This window comes from Pseudomonas protegens CHA0 (assembly GCF_000397205.1).
Lineage (GTDB): Bacteria > Pseudomonadota > Gammaproteobacteria > Pseudomonadales > Pseudomonadaceae > Aquipseudomonas > Aquipseudomonas protegens.
In genome coordinates, this window is record NC_021237.1 from 1896287 (window position 1) to 1914013 (window position 17727).

General features: G+C 64.6%; 21 protein-coding genes. 18 read left to right on the forward strand and 3 right to left on the reverse strand.

Annotated elements, in window-relative coordinates:
• Positions 1 to 36: 36 nt before the first annotated feature.
• From PFLCHA0_RS08525 to PFLCHA0_RS08555, 7 genes are all read left to right on the forward strand, one after another.
• Positions 37 to 1158 (forward strand): protein-glutamate methylesterase/protein-glutamine glutaminase, encoded by a 1122-nt coding sequence (locus PFLCHA0_RS08525; RefSeq protein WP_011060006.1) that lies wholly within the window; start codon positions 37 to 39, stop codon positions 1156 to 1158.
• Positions 1158 to 1898, forward strand: a complete 741-nt coding sequence (locus PFLCHA0_RS08530; RefSeq protein WP_011060007.1) for a flagellar motor protein — start codon at positions 1158 to 1160, stop codon at positions 1896 to 1898. The genes PFLCHA0_RS08525 and PFLCHA0_RS08530 overlap by 1 nt, the downstream gene beginning before the upstream one ends.
• A gap of 2 nt (positions 1899 to 1900) precedes the next feature.
• Positions 1901 to 2785 carry a flagellar motor protein MotD gene (gene motD, locus PFLCHA0_RS08535; RefSeq protein WP_011060008.1) on the forward strand — a complete coding sequence of 295 codons (885 nt, stop codon included), beginning with the start codon at positions 1901 to 1903 and terminating at the stop codon, positions 2783 to 2785.
• 50 nt (positions 2786 to 2835) lie between these two features.
• On the forward strand, positions 2836 to 3624 hold the full coding sequence (locus PFLCHA0_RS08540) for a ParA family protein (protein ID WP_011060009.1): 789 nt from the start codon (positions 2836 to 2838) through the stop codon (positions 3622 to 3624).
• Between the two features lie 84 nt (positions 3625 to 3708).
• A complete protein-coding gene (locus tag PFLCHA0_RS08545; RefSeq protein ID WP_041752023.1) occupies positions 3709 to 4587 on the forward strand; it encodes a chemotaxis protein CheW in 879 nt (292 codons plus the stop codon).
• A 79-nt stretch (positions 4588 to 4666) separates the two neighbouring features.
• Positions 4667 to 5149, forward strand: coding sequence for a chemotaxis protein CheW (locus PFLCHA0_RS08550; protein WP_011060011.1), 483 nt, complete (start codon positions 4667 to 4669; stop codon positions 5147 to 5149).
• Positions 5150 to 5542, forward strand: a complete 393-nt coding sequence (locus PFLCHA0_RS08555; protein WP_011060012.1) for a DUF2802 domain-containing protein — start codon at positions 5150 to 5152, stop codon at positions 5540 to 5542. It abuts the gene before it with no gap.
• A 59-nt stretch (positions 5543 to 5601) separates the two neighbouring features.
• Here the strand turns inward: PFLCHA0_RS08555 and PFLCHA0_RS08560 are convergent, their stop codons facing one another.
• On the reverse strand, positions 5602 to 5931 hold the full coding sequence (locus tag PFLCHA0_RS08560) for an EscU/YscU/HrcU family type III secretion system export apparatus switch protein (RefSeq protein ID WP_011060013.1): 330 nt from the start codon (positions 5929 to 5931) through the stop codon (positions 5602 to 5604).
• Entirely contained in the window at positions 5928 to 7511 is a 1584-nt protein-coding gene (gene fliK / locus PFLCHA0_RS08565) for a flagellar hook-length control protein FliK (RefSeq protein WP_015634647.1), read from the reverse strand. Before fliK ends, PFLCHA0_RS08560 begins: the two co-directional genes overlap by 4 nt.
• Before the next feature lie 196 nt (positions 7512 to 7707).
• Here fliK and ccmA point away from each other — a divergent pair, with 196 nt between their 5' ends.
• From ccmA to PFLCHA0_RS08620, 11 genes are all read left to right on the forward strand, one after another.
• Positions 7708 to 8343 carry a cytochrome c biogenesis heme-transporting ATPase CcmA gene (gene ccmA / locus PFLCHA0_RS08570; protein WP_011060015.1) on the forward strand — a complete coding sequence of 212 codons (636 nt, stop codon included), beginning with the start codon at positions 7708 to 7710 and terminating at the stop codon, positions 8341 to 8343.
• Positions 8340 to 9008, forward strand: a complete 669-nt coding sequence (ccmB, locus tag PFLCHA0_RS08575; protein WP_011060016.1) for a heme exporter protein CcmB — start codon at positions 8340 to 8342, stop codon at positions 9006 to 9008. The genes ccmA and ccmB overlap by 4 nt, the downstream gene beginning before the upstream one ends.
• A 90-nt stretch (positions 9009 to 9098) precedes the next feature.
• Positions 9099 to 9854 carry a heme ABC transporter permease gene (locus tag PFLCHA0_RS08580; protein WP_011060017.1) on the forward strand — a complete coding sequence of 252 codons (756 nt, stop codon included), beginning with the start codon at positions 9099 to 9101 and terminating at the stop codon, positions 9852 to 9854.
• Entirely contained in the window at positions 9851 to 10027 is a 177-nt protein-coding gene (ccmD, locus tag PFLCHA0_RS08585; RefSeq protein WP_011060018.1) for a heme exporter protein CcmD, read from the forward strand. Before PFLCHA0_RS08580 ends, ccmD begins: the two co-directional genes overlap by 4 nt.
• On the forward strand, positions 10024 to 10479 hold the full coding sequence (gene ccmE / locus PFLCHA0_RS08590) for a cytochrome c maturation protein CcmE (RefSeq protein ID WP_011060019.1): 456 nt from the start codon (positions 10024 to 10026) through the stop codon (positions 10477 to 10479). Before ccmD ends, ccmE begins: the two co-directional genes overlap by 4 nt.
• 3 nt (positions 10480 to 10482) lie before the next feature.
• A complete protein-coding gene (locus PFLCHA0_RS08595; protein ID WP_011060020.1) occupies positions 10483 to 12471 on the forward strand; it encodes a heme lyase CcmF/NrfE family subunit in 1989 nt (662 codons plus the stop codon).
• Positions 12468 to 13004: a DsbE family thiol:disulfide interchange protein gene (locus tag PFLCHA0_RS08600; protein WP_015634648.1), complete on the forward strand. Its 537-nt coding sequence runs from the start codon at positions 12468 to 12470 to the stop codon at positions 13002 to 13004. Before PFLCHA0_RS08595 ends, PFLCHA0_RS08600 begins: the two co-directional genes overlap by 4 nt.
• Positions 13001 to 13471 carry a cytochrome c-type biogenesis protein gene (locus PFLCHA0_RS08605; protein WP_011060022.1) on the forward strand — a complete coding sequence of 157 codons (471 nt, stop codon included), beginning with the start codon at positions 13001 to 13003 and terminating at the stop codon, positions 13469 to 13471. Before PFLCHA0_RS08600 ends, PFLCHA0_RS08605 begins: the two co-directional genes overlap by 4 nt.
• Positions 13468 to 14679 (forward strand): c-type cytochrome biogenesis protein CcmI, encoded by a 1212-nt coding sequence (gene ccmI, locus PFLCHA0_RS08610; protein WP_015634649.1) that lies wholly within the window; start codon positions 13468 to 13470, stop codon positions 14677 to 14679. Before PFLCHA0_RS08605 ends, ccmI begins: the two co-directional genes overlap by 4 nt.
• Positions 14680 to 14693: 14 nt before the next feature.
• A complete protein-coding gene (locus PFLCHA0_RS08615) occupies positions 14694 to 15095 on the forward strand; it encodes a hypothetical protein (RefSeq protein ID WP_011060023.1) in 402 nt (133 codons plus the stop codon).
• Positions 15096 to 15214: 119 nt separating this feature from the next.
• Positions 15215 to 16357: a hypothetical protein gene (locus PFLCHA0_RS08620; protein WP_015634650.1), complete on the forward strand. Its 1143-nt coding sequence runs from the start codon at positions 15215 to 15217 to the stop codon at positions 16355 to 16357.
• A 70-nt stretch (positions 16358 to 16427) separates the two neighbouring features.
• On the opposite strand, the gene PFLCHA0_RS08625 is transcribed toward PFLCHA0_RS08620, so the two are convergent.
• Complete coding sequence (locus PFLCHA0_RS08625) at positions 16428 to 17636, reverse strand: MFS transporter (RefSeq protein WP_015634651.1); 1209 nt, start codon at positions 17634 to 17636, stop codon at positions 16428 to 16430.
• Between the last annotated feature and the right edge of the window lie 91 nt (positions 17637 to 17727).

Below are 17727 nucleotides of genomic sequence, written 5' to 3' on the forward strand. Positions count from 1 at the left end.
GGGGCGGTTGGCCTCGCCCCACCTAACGGAGTGTTTATGGCAGTCAAAGTCCTGGTGGTGGACGATTCGGGTTTTTTCCGCCGCCGCGTCTCGGAAATTCTTTCAGCGGATTCGAATATCCAGGTCGTCGGCACGGCGACCAATGGTAAAGAGGCGATCGATCAGGCCCTGGCGCTCAAGCCGGACGTGATCACCATGGACTACGAGATGCCGATGATGGATGGCATCACCGCAGTGCGGCACATCATGCAGCGCTGCCCGACGCCGGTCCTGATGTTCTCCTCCCTGACCCACGAAGGCGCCCGAGTGACCCTCGATGCGCTGGATGCCGGGGCGGTGGACTTTCTGCCGAAGAACTTCGAGGACATCTCGCGCAATCCCGAGAAGGTCAAGCAGTTGCTGTGCGAGAAGGTCCACAGTATCTCGCGCAGCAATCGGCGCTTCAGCAGCTACAGTGCTCCAGCACCGCAGCCGGCGAGTGCTCCGGCACCTGCTCCTTCGAGCTTCGCCAGTTCGCGCTCGCCAGCTCCCGCACCGGCTCCGGCCCGCGCAGCGGCGCCGGCGGCCAGTGCGAATTCGCCGGCACCCAAGCGCAAGGCCTACAAGCTGGTGGCCATTGGTACGTCCACAGGCGGCCCGGTGGCGCTGCAGCGGGTCCTGACCCAGCTGCCGGCCAACTTCCCGGCCCCCATCGTCTTGATCCAGCATATGCCGGCGGCCTTCACCAAAGCCTTTGCCGAGCGTCTGGACAAGCTCTGCCGCATCAGTGTCAAGGAAGCCGAGGATGGCGACATCCTGCGTCCAGGCCTGGCGCTGCTGGCGCCTGGCGGCAAGCAGATGATGGTCGACGGTCGCGGTGCGGTGAAGATTCTCCCGGGCGATGAGCGCTTGAACTACAAGCCGTGCGTGGATATCACCTTCGGCTCTGCGGCCAAGTCCTACAGCGACAAAGTTCTGGCGGTGGTGCTCACCGGCATGGGCGCCGACGGTCGTGAAGGCGCGCGTCTGCTCAAACAGGGCGGCAGTGCGGTATGGGCCCAGGACGAGGCCAGCTGTGTGATCTATGGCATGCCAATGGCCATCGTCAAGGCCAACCTGGCGGATGCGGTGTACAGCCTGGACGACATCGGCCGACACCTGGTCGAGGCCTGTCTCTGATGGATGTGCTCAGCCTTATCGGGATCATCATGGCGTTTGTCGCCATCATCGGTGGCAACTACCTGGAGGGGGGGCACCTGTCGGCCCTGGCCAACGGTCCGGCGGCACTGATCGTGCTCGGCGGGACCATCGGCGCGGCACTGCTGCAGTCGCCGCTGAGCGCCTTCAAACGGGCCATGCAGATCCTTGCCTGGATCCTGTTCCCGCCCCGGGTCGATCTGCCGGGCGGCATCGACCGGGTGGTCAACTGGAGCCTCACCGCGCGCAAGGAAGGCCTGCTGGGCCTGGAAGGCGTGGCGGATGCCGAGCCTGACAGTTATGCGCGCAAGGGCTTGCAGTTGCTGGTGGACGGTGCCGAACCCGAAGCCATCCGCAGCATTCTCGAAGTGGATTTCTATACCCAGGAAAGTCGTGATATCGAGGCCGCCAAGGTGTTCGAGAGCATGGGCGGCTATGCGCCGACCATCGGCATCATCGGCGCGGTAATGGGGCTGATCCACGTGATGGGCAACCTGGCCGATCCATCCCAGCTGGGTAGCGGCATCGCCGTGGCCTTCGTCGCCACTATCTATGGGGTGGCCAGTGCCAACCTGGTGCTGCTGCCGATCGCCGCCAAGCTGAAATCCGTTGCCTTGCGCCAGTCGCGTTACCGGGAAATGCTCCTCGAAGGCATCCTGTCGATCGCCGAAGGCGAAAACCCCCGCTCCATCGAGCTGAAGCTGCAAGGCTTCATGGACTGATTATGGCCCGTCGTCGCCAGCAAGAAGAACACGTCAACCATGAGCGCTGGTTGGTTTCCTACGCCGACTTCATTACCTTGCTGTTCGCGTTTTTCGTGGTCATGTACTCGATTTCCTCGATCAACGAGGGCAAGTACAAGGTCATTTCCGAAGCCTTGATCGGGGTCTTCACCGACTCCGATCGTAGCCTCAAGCCGATTCCCATCGGCGACGAGCGTCCCAAGACCGTGACCCCGGCCAAGCCCCTGGTCAAGGACAGCGACCAGACCGACGCCGGCATCGCCGGGGCCAGTGACCCGCTGAAAAGCATCGCCGATGACATCAGCGCAGCCTTTGGCGACCTGATCAGCTCCAACCAGATGACCGTGCGCGGCAATGAACTGTGGGTGGAGATCGAACTCAACTCCAGCCTGCTGTTCGGCAGTGGCGATGCCATGCCCAGCGACCAGGCGTTCACCATCATCGACAAGGTGGCGAAGATCCTCAAACCCTTCGACAATCCGATCCATGTCGAGGGCTTCACCGACAACCTGCCGATCCAGACCGCGCAATACCCGACCAACTGGGAACTGTCCTCGGCCCGTTCGGCGAGCATCGTGCGCATGCTGGCGATGCAGGGGGTGAACCCGGCGCGCATGGCCTCGGTGGGCTACGGTGAGTTCCAGCCAGTGGCCAACAACGCCACCGCCGAAGGCCGGGCGCGCAATCGCCGGGTGGTGCTGGTGGTGTCGCGCAACCTGGATGTGCGCCGCAGCCTGACCGGTACCGGCACCGCCCATGCAACACCGGATGCGGCACTCAAGCGTGCTGGCACACAAACTGCACCAACCCCGGTCAAAACGCCGGTACAGGGAAGCGCCGTCAATTCTCCGTCACCTGCTTTATAACTTAGCGCTATGTCTCGCCCCGCTGTGGCCGGGCGGGAGGAACCAACCGAATGAGAGTCTGGGCAGTTGCCAATCAAAAGGGTGGTGTCGGTAAAACCACCAGTTCCATCGCTTTAGCCGGCTTGCTGGCCGAGGCGGGCAAGCGTGTGGTCGTGGTCGATCTCGACCCCCACGGCTCCATGACCAGCTACTTCGGCTATGACCCGGACAGCCTGGAGCACAGCAGCTACGACCTGTTCCTGCACAAGGGCAATGTGCCCCAGGACCTGCCGGGCCAGTTGTTGCTGGGTACCAGCCACGAGCGTATTTCGCTGTTGCCGTCCAGCACCGCGCTGGCCACCCTGGAGCGCCAGTCGCCGGGGCAGAGCGGCCTGGGCCTGGTGATCGCCAAGAGCCTGGCGCAGCTGTGGCAGGATTTCGACTATGCGGTGATCGACAGCCCCCCGTTGCTCGGGGTGCTGATGGTCAACGCCCTGGCGGCCAGCCAGCAGTTGGTGATCCCGGTGCAGACCGAGCACCTGGCGGTCAAGGGCCTGGAGCGCATGGTCAATACCCTGGCCATGGTCAATCGCTCGCGCAAGCAACCCTTGCCGTTCACTATCGTGCCGACCCTGTTCGACCGCCGTACCCAGGCCTCCCTGGGCACCCTGCGGGTACTGCGGGACAAGTTTCCCGAGGAGATCTGGCAGGGCTACATTCCGGTGGATACCCGCCTGCGCGACGCCAGCCGGGCCGGGGTCACCCCTTCGCAATTCGATGGCAAGAGCCGCGGCGTACTGGCCTACAAGGCCTTGCTCAAGCACTTGCTGGCCCAGCAGCTCGTGGCGCAGGTGGCTTGACGTGAAGCGTTATTCAAGTCGCCACGCCGCCCGGCCGATAACCCCTACAGGTCACTGTATCGGGGTTTTAGCGTGGGCATCCTCATGAACCGTCCTCTGGATATAAAGAGCCGGCCGCAGTTGGCGCTGCAGTCGTACCTGGACGCTTTGCTGCAGGACGCCACCGACGAGGAGTTGCTGCCACCGCCGCCGATCCCGGTGCCCGCCCCGGTAGTGGTCGAAGCCTCCAGTGAAGTGCTGGATGAATTCCAGGCCGCGGTACTGGAAGAGCAGGCCCGTGACGCCGAGCTCCAGCAGCACTCGGCGCCTGCGGTTGCTGCGCCAGAGCCCGTTGCCACCCCGGTGCTGGAAGCGCCGGAGCCCATGCCAAGCACCCTCTCGCCCGTGGTGCCGATGCTCCAGGCCCTGGTGCCGCCCGTGGTGGAAGTGCACTTGCCGCCGAGCAATACACCGCCTCCGGTCACCGGCAGCGATCGTCCCGCCTGGGCGGCAGAGCCGTTCGAGTGCCTGTTGTTCGATGTCGCGGGCCTGACCCTGGCGGTGCCCCTGGTATGCCTGGGCTCGATCTATTCCCTGGCCGGGCAGGAGCTGACGCCGCTGTTCGGCCAGCCGGAATGGTTCCTCGGTATCCTGCCGAGCCAGGCTGGCAACCTGAAGGTGCTGGATACCGCACGCTGGGTCATGCCGGATCGCTACCGCGACGATTTCCGCCAGGGCCTGCAGTACGTGATCTCGGTCCAGGGCTATGAGTGGGGGCTGGCGGTGCATCAGGTCAGCCGCTCGCTGCGCCTGGACCCCAATGAAATCAAGTGGCGCAGTCACCGTGGCCAACGCCCGTGGCTGGCCGGCACGGTGATTGAACATATGTGCGCCTTGCTCGATGTTGCCGAACTGGCGGAATTGATCGCCACCGGTGGCGCCAAGCAGATGGCGATCAGTCAAGCGGCCCACAAGCCGAAGTAAACCAACAACAGGCCGCGTCCGTCGGGCGTGGCCACACAGAACACACGCCGTTTTCAACGGTTATTTGAGGGGTCAGGGTATGAATAAGTCGTCGTCTGCACAGGGTTCCGAAGATCCGATCCTGCAATGGGTCACCTTCAAGCTGGATAACGAGTCCTACGGCATCAACGTGATGCGGGTCCAGGAAGTGCTGCGCTACACCGAGATCGCTCCGGTGCCGGGCGCACCCAGCTACGTGCTGGGGATCATCAACCTGCGCGGCAACGTGGTGACCGTGATCGATACCCGCCAGCGCTTCGGCCTGGTGCCGACCGAAGTCAACGACAACACCCGGATCGTCATCATCGAAGCCGACAAGCAAGTGGTCGGGATCATGGTGGACAGCGTCGCCGAAGTGGTTTACCTGCGCCAGTCGGAAGTCGAGACCGCGCCGAACGTCGGCAACGAAGAGTCGGCCAAGTTCATCCAGGGCGTGTGCAACAAGAACGGCGAACTGCTGATTCTGGTTGAGCTGGACAAGATGATGAGCGAAGAGGAATGGTCGGAACTGGAGAGTATCTGATTGATCCTCGAGGTAGCGGTAATTGTCCTGGCGATCCTCTGGGTCGCCACTCTGGCTCTGTTCCTGTCCTACACCCGCAACCAGCGGCAGATTGCTGCCCAGCAGGCTGAGGGTGACGCCGTGCGCGACCAGCGGATCAAGGAGCTGGCCAAGCGCGTCGACCATTACCAGAGCGGTACGGTGCGCATGGGCGAGGACCTGCACGAGTTGCGAGCTGTGGTAGCGCCTTTGCCGGACAAGCTGGCCCAGCTGGAGCAGCGTGACCCTTCCAGCCTGTCGTTCGCCCAGGCCGCGCGCCTGGTGGGCATGGGCGCCAGCGTCGACGAGCTGACCCAGTCCTGCGGCCTCACCCAGGCCGAAGCGGAGCTGGTCAGCAAGCTGCACAAAGGCTGATGTAGCCGCGAACGCCCGCTGCAAAAAGGCCCCTGGGGCCCTCATGCGGCCGGGCTGTATCAGTAATCGTCGCCGCGTTCGGTGACGTCCTTCTCCAGTTCCGCCCGTTGCGGATCATGCCCCGCCGGGAACTTGCCCTTGAGGTTCCAGGCGAAGGCGATGATCTCGGCGATGGTCCGGTACAGCTCCGGCGGAATGCTCTCGCCCAGTTCCAGTCGCGCCAGTAGCTTCACCAGCTCGGCGTTCTCGTAGATCGGTACTTCATAGTCCCGGGCAATCTTCAGGATGGCTTCGGCCAGTTCGTCATCGCCCTTGGCGGTGAGGGTCGGAGCTTGCTGGCCATCGTATTTGAGGGCGATGGCCTGGCGTGGTGGCGGAGAGTGCTTCATGCGGTTTCGTCCACCCAGCGTTGTTCCAATCGGGTTTGCGGGCCCTGGGGCGGAGTGCCGAGGTGGCAATCCAGGTCGCCGACATTCAGTCCCGAGGCCAGCAGGCGTTCGCGCAGGTTGCCCAGGTGGCTTTCAATCAGGCTCGCCGTATAGGGGCGCTCGGCCCAGAGCTGGCTGGACAGCCGGCCCTGGATCAGCTGTGCCTGGACTTGCAGCGGGCCCAGAGGCTCCAGGTCGAAGGCCAGGTCGACCCGCCACAGGGCCTGCTTGGGCTCACGTTCCTCGCGTTTGTGTTCCGGCTCCGGTTCCGGCGCCTCTTCGCGCTGCAGCTTGACCTGCAAGGGCACGATGTCCTGCAGGTTGCGCATGGGGATTTCCAACTGCCAGGTACTCAACAGCCGGCCATCGTCGGTCAGGCCGCTTTGCTCCAGGCTCGACAGTTGATGGCTCTGCAAACGCGATACGGCCGCGGCGGCCAGGCGCAGCAGTTGTTCCAGGTCACCTTCGCCTTCCAGGCTCTGCAGCAACCGTTCCGGCAATGGAAAGCCGGTGGGCGAAGCCTTGGCGCTGACCTGGCCGAGGGTACCCAGGGCGCTGCGCACGAAGCTGGGCAGCGACTGGGCCAGGGTGTTGGCGGCCAGGATGGCGTTGAAGCTGGTGGAGGAGGGCAGGCCCGGGGTCAGCTGGGCGATCAGGCGCAACAGGTCGGCCTTCATGTCCGGCACCTGCCCCGGGTTGGCCCCGGCCAGCAGCCGGGCTTCCAGGAACAGGCCGCTGCCCAGCAAGGCCTGGGCCACGCCGCGCGGGTTGCTCAGTTGCTGCACGTCGGGCAGGCCGGCCAGCAGACGCTCGACGGCGGCGCGCAGGTCAGTGGAGGTGGTCGAGAGGTCACTGTCGGCAGGCAGGTTCTGCAGGGCGTTGATCAAGCTACTGAGGGAACCCTGGCGGCTTTGCTGGCTGGCCAGTTGGGCGGCGATGGCCAATTGCTCCTGACGGCTGCTCAGGGGGACGAAATTCAGGGTCTGGGCATCCGAGACCAGGGCGCTGAGCAGGCTGCCGATGCGCAGCGGCTGCGGGCTTTCGATGCTCAGGGTGGCGCCGCTCTGTGCGGTGTTGAGCAGGCTCACCAGGGAGCGATAGATCGCCGGCTGGCTGGTGCCCTGGGGCAGCATCTGGCTGGTCAGCACCTTGGCCTGGATCAGGGTGCCGGGGGGCAGTTGGCTGGTGTCCAGGCGGGTCAGGGCGGCGACACTGGAGGCGATGGCCTGTTGCACGGTGATCGCCAGGTTGCCCGCCGAGGGTTGGGTGACCGCCAGGCTGGTGCCCTGGGGCAGGGGTTGATTGCTGGTGGCCTGCAAAGTGGTTTGCCGGCCGTTGTCCAGGGTCACTTTGAGCAGCAACTGGAACGTCTGGTCGGTCTGCTTGAGCGACAGCACTTCGGCCTTGGCGCTCTGGCCGGCGGCAATCAGGCCTTCCAGGGGCGGCACCAGCTTCAGCAGTTCCCCGCTGATCGCCTGGGGGCGCGAGGCGCCGGGCGCGGGCACCTGGGGCGCAGGCAGGATGTTCATTTCGCCTGTCATTCGGACACAACCTGTGGAAATTAGCCCTCATGAGCGTAGGGCTTCGCATGTATAATGCCGCCCGTCTTTGGGGGAGTGGTGAAAACATTGCAATTGTTTGACGCAGCTCTCTAGAACAGGCCGCCAATGCATTTATCCTGCATCTTTTTAACGGCCGCTCCGTTGCCGACTTGAACCTGTAAAGGCCCGCTATCCCTTGACCAGCCCTCTTCTCGAAGCCGTAGCACTCGCCTGTGAGCGCGATTGGCGGATGCTATTTGAACACCTCGAGTTGCGTCTGACGGGCGGCGACATGGTGCAGATCAGCGGCCCCAACGGCAGCGGCAAGACCAGCCTGCTGCGCCTGCTGGCCGGGTTGATGCAGCCCACCAGCGGCCAGGTGCTGCTCAATGGCCAGCCATTGCACGCCCAGCGCGCGGAACTGGCCCGCAACCTGTTGTGGATCGGCCATGCCGCCGGTATCAAGGAGCTGTTGAGCCCCGAGGAGAACCTCAGCTGGCTCTGTGCCCTGCACCAGCCTGCCCGGCGCGAGGCGATCTGGCAGGCCCTGGCGGCGGTCGGCCTGCGCGGTTTCGAGGATGTGCCTTGCCATACCCTTTCCGCCGGCCAGCAGCGCCGCGTGGCCTTGGCGCGCCTGTACCTGGACAGCCCGCCGTTGTGGATACTCGACGAACCCTTCACCGCCCTCGACAAGCAGGGCGTGGCCCAGCTCGAAGAGCACCTGGCGGGCCATTGCGAGCGTGGCGGCATGGTGGTCCTGACCACCCACCACAGCCTGGCCCGCATGCCTTCCGGCTACCGTGACATTGACCTGGGACGGTGGGCCGCATGAGTGTGTTTGCCCTGTTGGTGGCCCGTGAAGCGCGCCTGTTGTGCCGGCGCCCGGCGGAACTGGCCAACCCCTTGGTATTTTTCGCAATCGTTGTTGCACTGTTCCCCCTGGCCGTGGGACCTGAGACACAATTGTTGCAAACCTTGTCTCCGGGGCTGGTCTGGGTAGCGGCCCTATTGTCCGTCCTGCTCTCGCTGGACGGGCTTTTTCGCAGTGATTTCGAGGATGGATCCCTGGAGCAGTGGGTCCTTTCGCCGCACCCCCTGGCTCTTCTGGTTCTGGCCAAGGTACTGGCACACTGGGTGTTTTCCGGGTTGGCACTGGTCTTGCTCGCGCCCTTGCTGGCGGTGATGCTGGGGCTGCCTGCCGCCTGTCTACCGGTGCTGCTGATGTCCCTGCTGCTGGGGACCCCGGTGCTCAGCCTGCTGGGCGCAGTAGGCGCGGCATTGACGGTGGGGCTCAAGCGTGGCGGCCTGCTGCTGGCGCTGCTGATCCTGCCGTTGTACATCCCGGTACTGATTCTCGGCAGTGGCGCCCTGCAGGCGGCATTGCAGGGCATGCCGGCAACCGGTTACCTGCTCTGGCTTGGGAGCCTGACCGCCCTGGCAGTAACCTTGACACCCTTTGCAATAGCGGCTGGCCTGAAGATCAGCGTCGGCGAATAATAATGAGGTCTGATCATTTTTTGATCACTTCTTTCTGAGAAAAGACCCAGGCTTTTCGACCACGAAAAGCACCCGTGATGGAAATAGTGAATGAACTGGACTTGGTTTCATAAGCTCGGCTCGCCTAAATGGTTTTACGGCATCAGTGGCAAGCTGCTGCCCTGGCTGAGTGTTGCCGCCGTGTTGCTGATCGGCATCGGCGTGGTCTGGGGCCTGGCCTTTGCGCCACCGGATTACCAGCAAGGCAACAGTTTCCGCATCATCTACATCCATGTGCCGATGGCGATGCTGGCCCAGTCCTGCTACGTCATGCTGGCCGTGTGCGGTGTGGTCGGGCTGGTGTGGAAAATGAAACTGGCTGATGTCGCCCTGCAATGCGCGGCGCCGATCGGGCACTCGATCACCTTCCTGGCCCTGGTGACCGGGGCTATCTGGGGCAAGCCGACCTGGGGTTCCTGGTGGGTCTGGGATGCCCGACTAACGTCGATGCTGATCCTGCTGTTTCTGTACGCAGGTCTGATTGCGCTCAATGCCGCCATCAGCAATCGTGACAGCGCCGCCAAGGCCTGTGCGGTGCTGGCGATTGTCGGCGTGGTGAATATCCCGATCATCAAATACTCGGTGGAATGGTGGAACACCCTCCACCAGGGCGCGACCTTCACCCTGACCGAAAAGCCTGCCATGCCGGTGGAAATGTGGCTGCCGCTGCTGCTGACCTCGTTGGGTTTCTACTGTTTCTTTGGTGTGCTGCTGTTGCTGCGCATGCGCCTTGAGGTGCTCAAGCGTGAAGCCCGGACCAGTTGGGTCAAGGCCGAAGTCCAACGCAGCCTGGAGGCCGCCCGATGAGTTTTGCATCCTTCAGCGATTTTCTCGCCATGGGCCATCACGGCCTCTACGTCTGGTCGGCCTATGGCATTTGCCTGGTGGTCCTGGCTCGTGAGCTGGTGGCGCCGATCCTGGCGCGCAAGCGCTATCTGCAACAAGAGGCGCGTCGTCTGCGCCGGGAGAACGGTAAGTGAATCCGCTGCGTAAAAAGCGTCTTTTGATCATCCTGGCGATTCTGGTCGGTGTCGGCATTGCCGTCGGCCTGGCCCTCAGCGCGCTGAAGGAAAACATCAACCTGTTCTACACCCCGACCCAGATCGCCAATGGCGAAGCACCGCTGGACACGCGGATCCGCGCCGGCGGCATGGTCCAGGCCGGTTCCCTGCAGCGTTCCGCCGACTCCCTGGACGTGAAATTTGTGGTCACCGACTTCAACAAGTCGGTGACCATCACCTACCGCGGCATCCTTCCGGACCTGTTCCGCGAAGGGCAGGGCATCGTTGCCCTGGGCAAGCTCAACGCCGATGGCGTGGTGGTGGCCGATGAAGTGCTGGCCAAGCACGACGAGAAGTACATGCCGCCGGAAGTCACCAAGGCCCTGAAAGACAGCGGCCAGTCGGCACCGACACCAGCGAAAGAGGGTTAAGCCATGAGTTCCGCACTGTTCGTTCCCGAACTCGGTCACCTGGCGATGATCCTCGCCCTGTGCTTCGCCCTGGTCCAGGCCGTGGTGCCGCTGCTGGGGGCCTGGCGCGGTGATCGCCTGTGGATGAGCCTGGCCCAGCCGGCTGCCTGGGGCCAGTTCGCCTTCCTGGCGTTCGCCTTCGGCTGCCTGACCTACGCTTTCATGAGCGACGATTTCTCGGTGGCCTATGTCGCCAGCAACTCCAACAGCGCCTTGCCCTGGTACTACAAGTTCAGTGCCGTGTGGGGGGCTCACGAAGGCTCGCTGCTGCTCTGGGCACTGATCCTCGGTGGCTGGACCTTCGCCGTGTCGGTGTTCTCGCGCCAGTTGCCCCAGGTGATGCTGGCCCGGGTGCTGGCGGTGATGGGCATGATCAGCACCGGCTTCCTGCTGTTCCTGATCATGACCTCCAACCCGTTTTCGCGGATCCTGCCCCAAGTGCCGGCCGATGGTCGCGACCTCAACCCGCTGTTGCAGGACATTGGCCTGATCGTTCACCCGCCGATGCTCTATATGGGCTATGTGGGTTTTTCGGTGGCCTTCGCCTTCGCCATCGCCGCCTTGCTCGGCGGTCGCCTGGACGCCGCCTGGGCTCGCTGGTCGCGGCCCTGGACCATTGTCGCCTGGGCCTTCCTCGGCATCGGCATCACCCTGGGCTCCTGGTGGGCCTACTACGAGTTGGGCTGGGGTGGCTGGTGGTTCTGGGACCCGGTGGAAAACGCCTCGTTCATGCCCTGGCTGGTGGGCACGGCGCTGATCCACTCCCTGGCGGTCACCGAAAAGCGCGGGGTGTTCAAGAGCTGGACCGTGCTGCTGGCGATTGCTGCCTTCTCCCTGAGCCTGCTGGGGACTTTCCTGGTGCGTTCCGGCGTCCTGACTTCGGTGCATGCCTTCGCCTCCGACCCTGAGCGCGGCGTGTTCATCCTGATTTTCCTGCTGTTCGTGGTGGGTGGTTCGCTGACCCTGTTCGCCCTGCGCGCGCCGGTGGTCAAGAGCCAGGTGGGCTTCAACCTCTGGTCGCGGGAAACCCTGCTGCTGGGCAACAACCTGGTGCTGGTGGTGGCGGCCTCGATGATTCTCCTCGGCACCCTGTACCCGCTGGTGCTGGACGCCCTGACCGGCGCCAAGCTGTCGGTGGGCCCGCCGTACTTCAACGCGCTGTTCATTCCGCTGATGGCCCTGTTGATGGTGGTGATGGCGGTGGGCGTGCTGGTGCGCTGGAAAGACACCCCGGTGAAATGGCTGGTGGGCATGCTCGGCCCGGTACTGCTGGGCAGCGTGGCCCTGGCCGTGGTTGCGGGCATCGCCTATGGCGACTTCAACTGGGCCGTGCTGGCGACCTTCCTGCTGGCGGCCTGGGTGCTGCTGGCCGGGGCTCGCGACATCGTCGACAAGACCCGGCACAAGGGCCTGATCAAGGGCCTGCCGAGCCTGACCCGCAGCTACTGGGGCATGCAGCTGGCGCACCTGGGCATCGCGGTCTGCGCCCTGGGCGTGGTGCTGTCGAGCCAGAACAGCGCCGAGCGCGATCTGCGCCTGGCGCCGGGCGAATCCATGGAACTGGCCGGCTATCACTTCATCTTCGAGGGCGCCAAGCACTTCGAAGGGCCGAACTTCACTTCCGATAAGGGCACCGTCCGCGTGGTGCGCAATGGCAAGGAAGTGGCGGTGCTGCATCCGGAGAAGCGCCTGTATACCGTGCAGAGTTCGATGATGACCGAGGCCGGGATCGATGCCGGCTTCACCCGCGACCTGTATGTGGCCCTTGGCGAGCCCCTGGGCGATGGCGCCTGGGCGGTACGGGTACACGTCAAGCCGTTCGTGCGCTGGATCTGGTTCGGCGGCCTGCTCACCGGTTTCGGTGGCTTGCTGGCGGCCCTGGACCGGCGCTACCGGGTCAAGGTTAAAAGCCGCGTGCGCGAAGCGCTGGGCATGACAGGAGCTACGGCATGAGACGCTGGATGATGATGCTGCCCCTGGCGGTGTTCCTGGTGGTGGCGGTGTTTCTCTATCGCGGGTTGTACCTGGACCCGGCCGAACTGCCGTCGGCGATGATCGGCAAGCCGTTCCCGGAGTTCTCCCTGCCGTCGGTGCAGGGCGACAAGACCCTGACCCGCGCCGACCTGCTGGGCAAGCCGGCGCTGGTCAACGTCTGGGGCACCTGGTGCATTTCCTGCCGGGTCGAGCACCCGGTACTGAACAAGCTGGCCGAGAGGGGCGTGGTGATCTACGGCATCAACTACAAGGACGTCAACGCCGATGCCCTGAAGTGGCTGGCCGAATTCCACAATCCCTATCTGCTGGACGTGCGTGACGAGGAGGGCTCCCTGGGCCTGAACCTGGGCGTCTACGGCGCTCCGGAAACCTTTTTCATCGACGCCAAGGGCATCATCCGCGACAAGTACGTCGGGGTGATCGACGAAGTGGTGTGGCGCGAGCAACTGGCCGCCAAGTACCAGGCCCTGGTCGACGAGGCCAAGCCATGAAGCGCTGGTTAGCCGCCGCCATCCTGGGCCTGGGCATCGCCGGCATGGCCCATGCCGCCATCGACACCTACCAGTTCGCCAACGACACCGATCGCGAACGGTTCCACGAGCTGACCAAGGAACTGCGCTGCCCCAAGTGCCAGAACCAGGACATCGCCGATTCCAACGCGCCGATTGCTGCCGACCTGCGCAAAGAGATTTTCCGCATGCTCGGCGAGGGCAAGGACAACCAGCAGATCATCGACTTCATGGTCGATCGCTACGGTGACTTCGTGCGCTACCGGCCGGCCCTGACCGGCAAGACTGCCTTGCTCTGGTTCGGCCCCGCCGGGTTGCTGCTGGGCGGGCTGGTGATCATTGTCGTGATTGTCCGGCGTCGGCGCGTGCAGCGCAGCGACAGCCCGAACACGCTTTCCGTCGAAGAGCGTCAGCGCCTCGACCAACTGCTGGATAAAAACCACCCATGATTGATTTCTGGCTTGCGGCAGGCCTGCTGCTCCTGATTGCCCTGAGTTTCCTGTTGATCCCGGTATTGCGTGAGCGTCGCGCTCAGCGTGAAGAGGATCGTACCGCGCTGAACGTGGCGCTTTATGAAGAGCGCGTGGCCGAACTGCACAGCCAGCAGCAGGAAGGCGTGCTCAGTGCCGAACAGATGGACAGTGGCCGTGCCGAAGCCGCGCGCGAACTGCTGGCCGATACCGAAGGCAGCGCTAACGTGCGCACTTCGCGCCTGGGCAAGCCGCTGCCGTTGCTGGCCGCGCTGCTGGTGCCGGTACTGGGCCTGGGCCTGTACCTGCATTTTGGTGCCAGCGACAAGGTCGAGCTGACCCGGGAGTTCGCCCAGGCGCCACAGTCCATGGAGGAAATGACCCGGCGCCTGGAGCGTGCGGTAGCGGCCCAGCCGGATTCCGCCGAAGGCCTGTACTTCCTCGGCCGAACCTACATGGCCCAGGACCGGCCGGCGGACGCGGCGAAGATCTTCGAACGCACCGTGGCCCTGGCCGGGCGTCAGCCCGAGCTGCTGGGGCAATGGGCCCAGGCGCAGTACTTTGCCGACAACAAGCAATGGTCGGACAAGGTCCAGGGCCTGACCGACGAAGCCCTGAAAGCCGACCCCAATGAAGTCACCAGCCTCGGGCTGCTGGGGATCGCCGCCTTCGAAGGCGGGCGTTTCCAGGAAGCCATCGACTACTGGAAGCGCCTGCAGGCGCAACTGCCGCCGGACGACAACTCCCGCGCCGCGTTGCAGGGCGGTATCGACCGCGCCAGCGAGAAGCTGGTGGCCAGTGGCGGCAAGGTTGCCAGCGAACCTGCGGCCAAGGCTCAGGCCAAGGGCGCGGTGCTCAAGGTCAGGGTCGACCTGGCGGCCGAGCTCAAGGCCAAGGTCCAGCCGGGCGACAGCGTGTTCATCTTCGCTCGCGCCACCCAGGGCCCACCCGCGCCGCTGGCGGCCAAGCGCCTGACCGTGGCCGACTTGCCGGCCACGGTCGAGCTGGCGGATGCCGACGCGATGATGCCGCAGTTGAAACTGTCGAACTTCCCTGAAGTCCAACTGGTTGCGCGCGTGTCCCGCGCCGGCCAGCCGACGGCCGGCGAGTGGGTCGGGCGCAGCCAGCCTCTGGCCAGCAGCACCACCGCTGCCCAGCAGCTGACCATCGACAGCCCGGATCAATAATCAGAGAAGCCGCCATGACCGCCATCGCTCGTATCACCCTGTTATCACTGGTCCTGGGGTTGAGCGCATGTACGGTCCATCGGCCGGTGCCCACCAGCTCCGAGCCGATCCCGCCGGCAGGGCCGAGCACACGCCCGGCCCCGTCCACGGCGCCGGGTACGCCCAGCGCGCCGATCCCCGCCGCCAAGCCCCTGCCACGCACCTCCGCCAGCTTCGCGCCGCCACCGGGCGGGCACAGCCATTGGGATGCGCGGTTGGGGGTCTATGTGCTGGATGACCAGAGCAACACCTTCTACCGCCAGCGCACCTACTACCGCTGGAACAATGGCTGGAGCCGCTCCATCAGCCCTGACGGGCCCTGGGAAGACACCGATATCCATGGTGTGCCCGCCGGGCTTGGTCGCCAGTTCCAGTAACCCTGTCCGATAAGCGCAGAGGCGCAGGCCAGAGCCTGCGCCCGGGCTGGATTATTTAAGCCTCGGGATGCCTGGCCGATACAGCGGGGTGTTCCCGAGTATCAGCCGTTGAGCGCCCGATGAAGAATGACCTGAACAAACCCTATTTCACGCCGATGGTGTTCTGGCTTGCGCTGATCTGTGTGCTGTTGCTGGTGTATGGCTTTGGCCCGGCCGAGGTGCCGGAGCTGATCTACCTGTCGCTGGAGCCGGTGTGCCTGCTGCTGGCATTCGTCTTCATGTACTACTTCTTCTGCTGGAGCCTGATCTCGGTCTTTCGCTTGGGCGAGATCGGCTGGAAGCGCGTGGACTACGCCTGGCTGCTGCTGGCGTCCCTGGCCCTGATCAGCGCCACCCAGGCGGTGCGCGTGGACTGGTTCCAGACCGACTACCAATTGGCGCAGCAGGCCCAGGCCGGGCTGCAGCGGCGCGTGGCCACGGAGATCGAGGACATGCTGGGCGTGGAGCACTGCAAGGCGGCCATCGCTCGCTACGAGCCCCAGGATGCGGCCCAGGTCAGCAGCCTGTGCGAGCGTTTTGCAGCGCTGGAGCGCACCGCGGACGGGCGCCTTTCGGTCTTGGCAGAGGTCAAGGTGCAGCAGGCGCTGGAGGATATCCGCGGCGAATACACGGCGGCTCCCATCCGCCAATGGCTGCAGGGCTTGAGTGAAAGCCTCAAGGAACTGGAGCAGCAGCGGGCCGAGGTGCGGCGCCTGTATGGGTTGGTAACGGTCAGCGCTACCGAGAGGCTCTACAGCTACTTCGTGCCCTTGCTGCTGGTGATCGCCCTGGCATTGCGCGCCTCCAAGGTCACCGGCGAAGTGCTGCTCAAGGCACCACGGCGGCGCAAGCTGTGGCTGATCATCAACCGCCGCGTGGTCATCGATGGCCTGGGTTTTGCCCGTGGCGCCCGGGCTCGGCTGGATGAAGCCCTGGGCAATTGGCGGGTAGCCCGTTGGGGTGTGGTGCACCTGGGCTGCGACTTCATCGGCGCGCCCGGCCCCCAGGACACCCCGGTCCCGGTCACCCCGGGCTTCTATGAAAGTGAATTCCAATTGGCCAGCCTGGCCGACTTCGACAGCAGCGAGTTCGTCGAATGGGCCGCTACCCAGACCATCGACACTCTGTACCTGGTGGGGGAAACCGATGCCGGCCTGATCGGGCGCCTGCGGCTCTGGGGGGCGGCGGCCAATATCGAAGTCCTGGTGCGCGAACGCATCTGAGGCGCCCGCCCTGGTGCAGCTTGCCTGCCCGGGCAACTCCGGGCAGGGGCAAGGGCGCCGCGCCTTTTCCTCAGGCCCGGGCCGGGCGGCGGTTGTCCCGCACCAGCAGGAAACGCATCAAGGCCAGCAGCGGGAAGGCGCTGCCCACCAGCACGATGCCCAGCCAGCCGCTATGCTCGTACACCGCACTGGCAATCGAGGAGCCAAAGGCCCCGCCGATGAAGATGCTGGTCATGTACAGCGCATTCAGGCGGCTGCGGCTGTGGGCGTCGAGGGCGTACACGGCGCGCTGGCCGAGCACCATATTCATCTGCACGCAGAAATCCAGGACCACCCCGGTCACGGCCATGCCGATCACGCTGTAGGCCGGATGCACCAGGCTGGGGATGAAGCTTAGGGCCGCCAGCAGCATGGCCAGCAGTGAGGCGATGCGGGTATGGCCGGCATCTGCCAGGCGCCCGCTGATGGGCGCGGCGATGGCGCCGATGGCGCCCACCAGGGCAAAGATCGCGATCTGGCTTTGGCTCAGGCCGTGCTGGCGCGCCAGCTCCAGCGGTGCGGCGGTCCAGAACAGGCTGAAGGTGGCGAACAGGCAACCCTGGTAGAAGGCGCGCTGGCGCAGTACCGGTTGCTGGCGCAGCAAGTTGCCCAGGGAATGCAGCAGTTGGCCATAGGTGGCGCTGTGGGCCGGCTGGCGCTTGGGAATGGTGAGCATCAGCACCAGGCTGATGGCCGCCATCAGCAGCGCCGCGGCGATGAACATCGCCCGCCAGCCGAAGTGGTCGGCCACCACGCTGGACACCGGCCGGGCCAGGAGAATCCCCAGCAGCAGGCCGCCCATGATCCCGCCCACCACCCGGCCCCGGGTTTCCTCGGGGGCCAGGTGCGCGGCCAAGGGAATCAGGATCTGCACCGACACCGAACTGAAGCCGATCAACAGCGACACCAGGAGAAAGGCATTGGGCTGCTGGATAAAGGCCGCGCCCAGCAGGCTGGCAATCGCCACCAGGGTGGTGCAGATCATCAGCCGGCGGTTTTCCAGCAAATCGCCCAGGGGCACCAGGAAGAACAGGCCCAGGGCGTAGCCGATCTGGGTCAGCGACACGATCAGGCTGGCCAGGGCGCTGGACAGGCCGAGGTCCGGGGCAATCAGCTCGATGATCGGTTGTGCGTAGTAGATGTTGGCGACTATGGCCCCGCAGCAGAAGGCGAACAGCAGCACCATGCCTCGGGTCATTGTCGCGCTGCCGGTGGGCAGAGCCTGGGTCGTGGAATTCATTGGCGATCTCTGGGGCAAGCGCAAGGAGCGAGGTCGGCAAGACCCCGTGGCAAAGCGATGGAGCGGGCCGGGTGGCAAAGGTCAGCGATCG

What these genes read in the sequence shown, in the direction of transcription:
- PFLCHA0_RS08525 (WP_011060006.1), top strand. Translation starts at nt 37, where the DNA reads ATGGCAGTCAAAGTCCTGGTGGTGGACGATTCGGGTTTTTTCCGCCGC.
- PFLCHA0_RS08530 (WP_011060007.1), top strand. Translation starts at nt 1,158, where the DNA reads ATGGATGTGCTCAGCCTTATCGGGATCATCATGGCGTTTGTCGCCATC.
- motD (WP_011060008.1), top strand. Translation starts at nt 1,901, where the DNA reads ATGGCCCGTCGTCGCCAGCAAGAAGAACACGTCAACCATGAGCGCTGG.
- PFLCHA0_RS08540 (WP_011060009.1), top strand. Translation starts at nt 2,836, where the DNA reads ATGAGAGTCTGGGCAGTTGCCAATCAAAAGGGTGGTGTCGGTAAAACC.
- PFLCHA0_RS08545 (WP_041752023.1), top strand. Translation starts at nt 3,709, where the DNA reads ATGAACCGTCCTCTGGATATAAAGAGCCGGCCGCAGTTGGCGCTGCAG.
- PFLCHA0_RS08550 (WP_011060011.1), top strand. Translation starts at nt 4,667, where the DNA reads ATGAATAAGTCGTCGTCTGCACAGGGTTCCGAAGATCCGATCCTGCAA.
- PFLCHA0_RS08560 (WP_011060013.1), bottom strand. Translation starts at nt 5,931, where the DNA reads ATGAAGCACTCTCCGCCACCACGCCAGGCCATCGCCCTCAAATACGAT.
- fliK (WP_015634647.1), bottom strand. Translation starts at nt 7,511, where the DNA reads ATGACAGGCGAAATGAACATCCTGCCTGCGCCCCAGGTGCCCGCGCCC.
- ccmB (WP_011060016.1), top strand. Translation starts at nt 8,340, where the DNA reads ATGAGTGTGTTTGCCCTGTTGGTGGCCCGTGAAGCGCGCCTGTTGTGC.
- PFLCHA0_RS08580 (WP_011060017.1), top strand. Translation starts at nt 9,099, where the DNA reads ATGAACTGGACTTGGTTTCATAAGCTCGGCTCGCCTAAATGGTTTTAC.
- ccmD (WP_011060018.1), top strand. Translation starts at nt 9,851, where the DNA reads ATGAGTTTTGCATCCTTCAGCGATTTTCTCGCCATGGGCCATCACGGC.
- PFLCHA0_RS08595 (WP_011060020.1), top strand. Translation starts at nt 10,483, where the DNA reads ATGAGTTCCGCACTGTTCGTTCCCGAACTCGGTCACCTGGCGATGATC.
- PFLCHA0_RS08600 (WP_015634648.1), top strand. Translation starts at nt 12,468, where the DNA reads ATGAGACGCTGGATGATGATGCTGCCCCTGGCGGTGTTCCTGGTGGTG.
- PFLCHA0_RS08605 (WP_011060022.1), top strand. Translation starts at nt 13,001, where the DNA reads ATGAAGCGCTGGTTAGCCGCCGCCATCCTGGGCCTGGGCATCGCCGGC.
- ccmI (WP_015634649.1), top strand. Translation starts at nt 13,468, where the DNA reads ATGATTGATTTCTGGCTTGCGGCAGGCCTGCTGCTCCTGATTGCCCTG.
- PFLCHA0_RS08615 (WP_011060023.1), top strand. Translation starts at nt 14,694, where the DNA reads ATGACCGCCATCGCTCGTATCACCCTGTTATCACTGGTCCTGGGGTTG.
- PFLCHA0_RS08620 (WP_015634650.1), top strand. Translation starts at nt 15,215, where the DNA reads ATGAAGAATGACCTGAACAAACCCTATTTCACGCCGATGGTGTTCTGG.
- PFLCHA0_RS08625 (WP_015634651.1), bottom strand. Translation starts at nt 17,636, where the DNA reads ATGAATTCCACGACCCAGGCTCTGCCCACCGGCAGCGCGACAATGACC.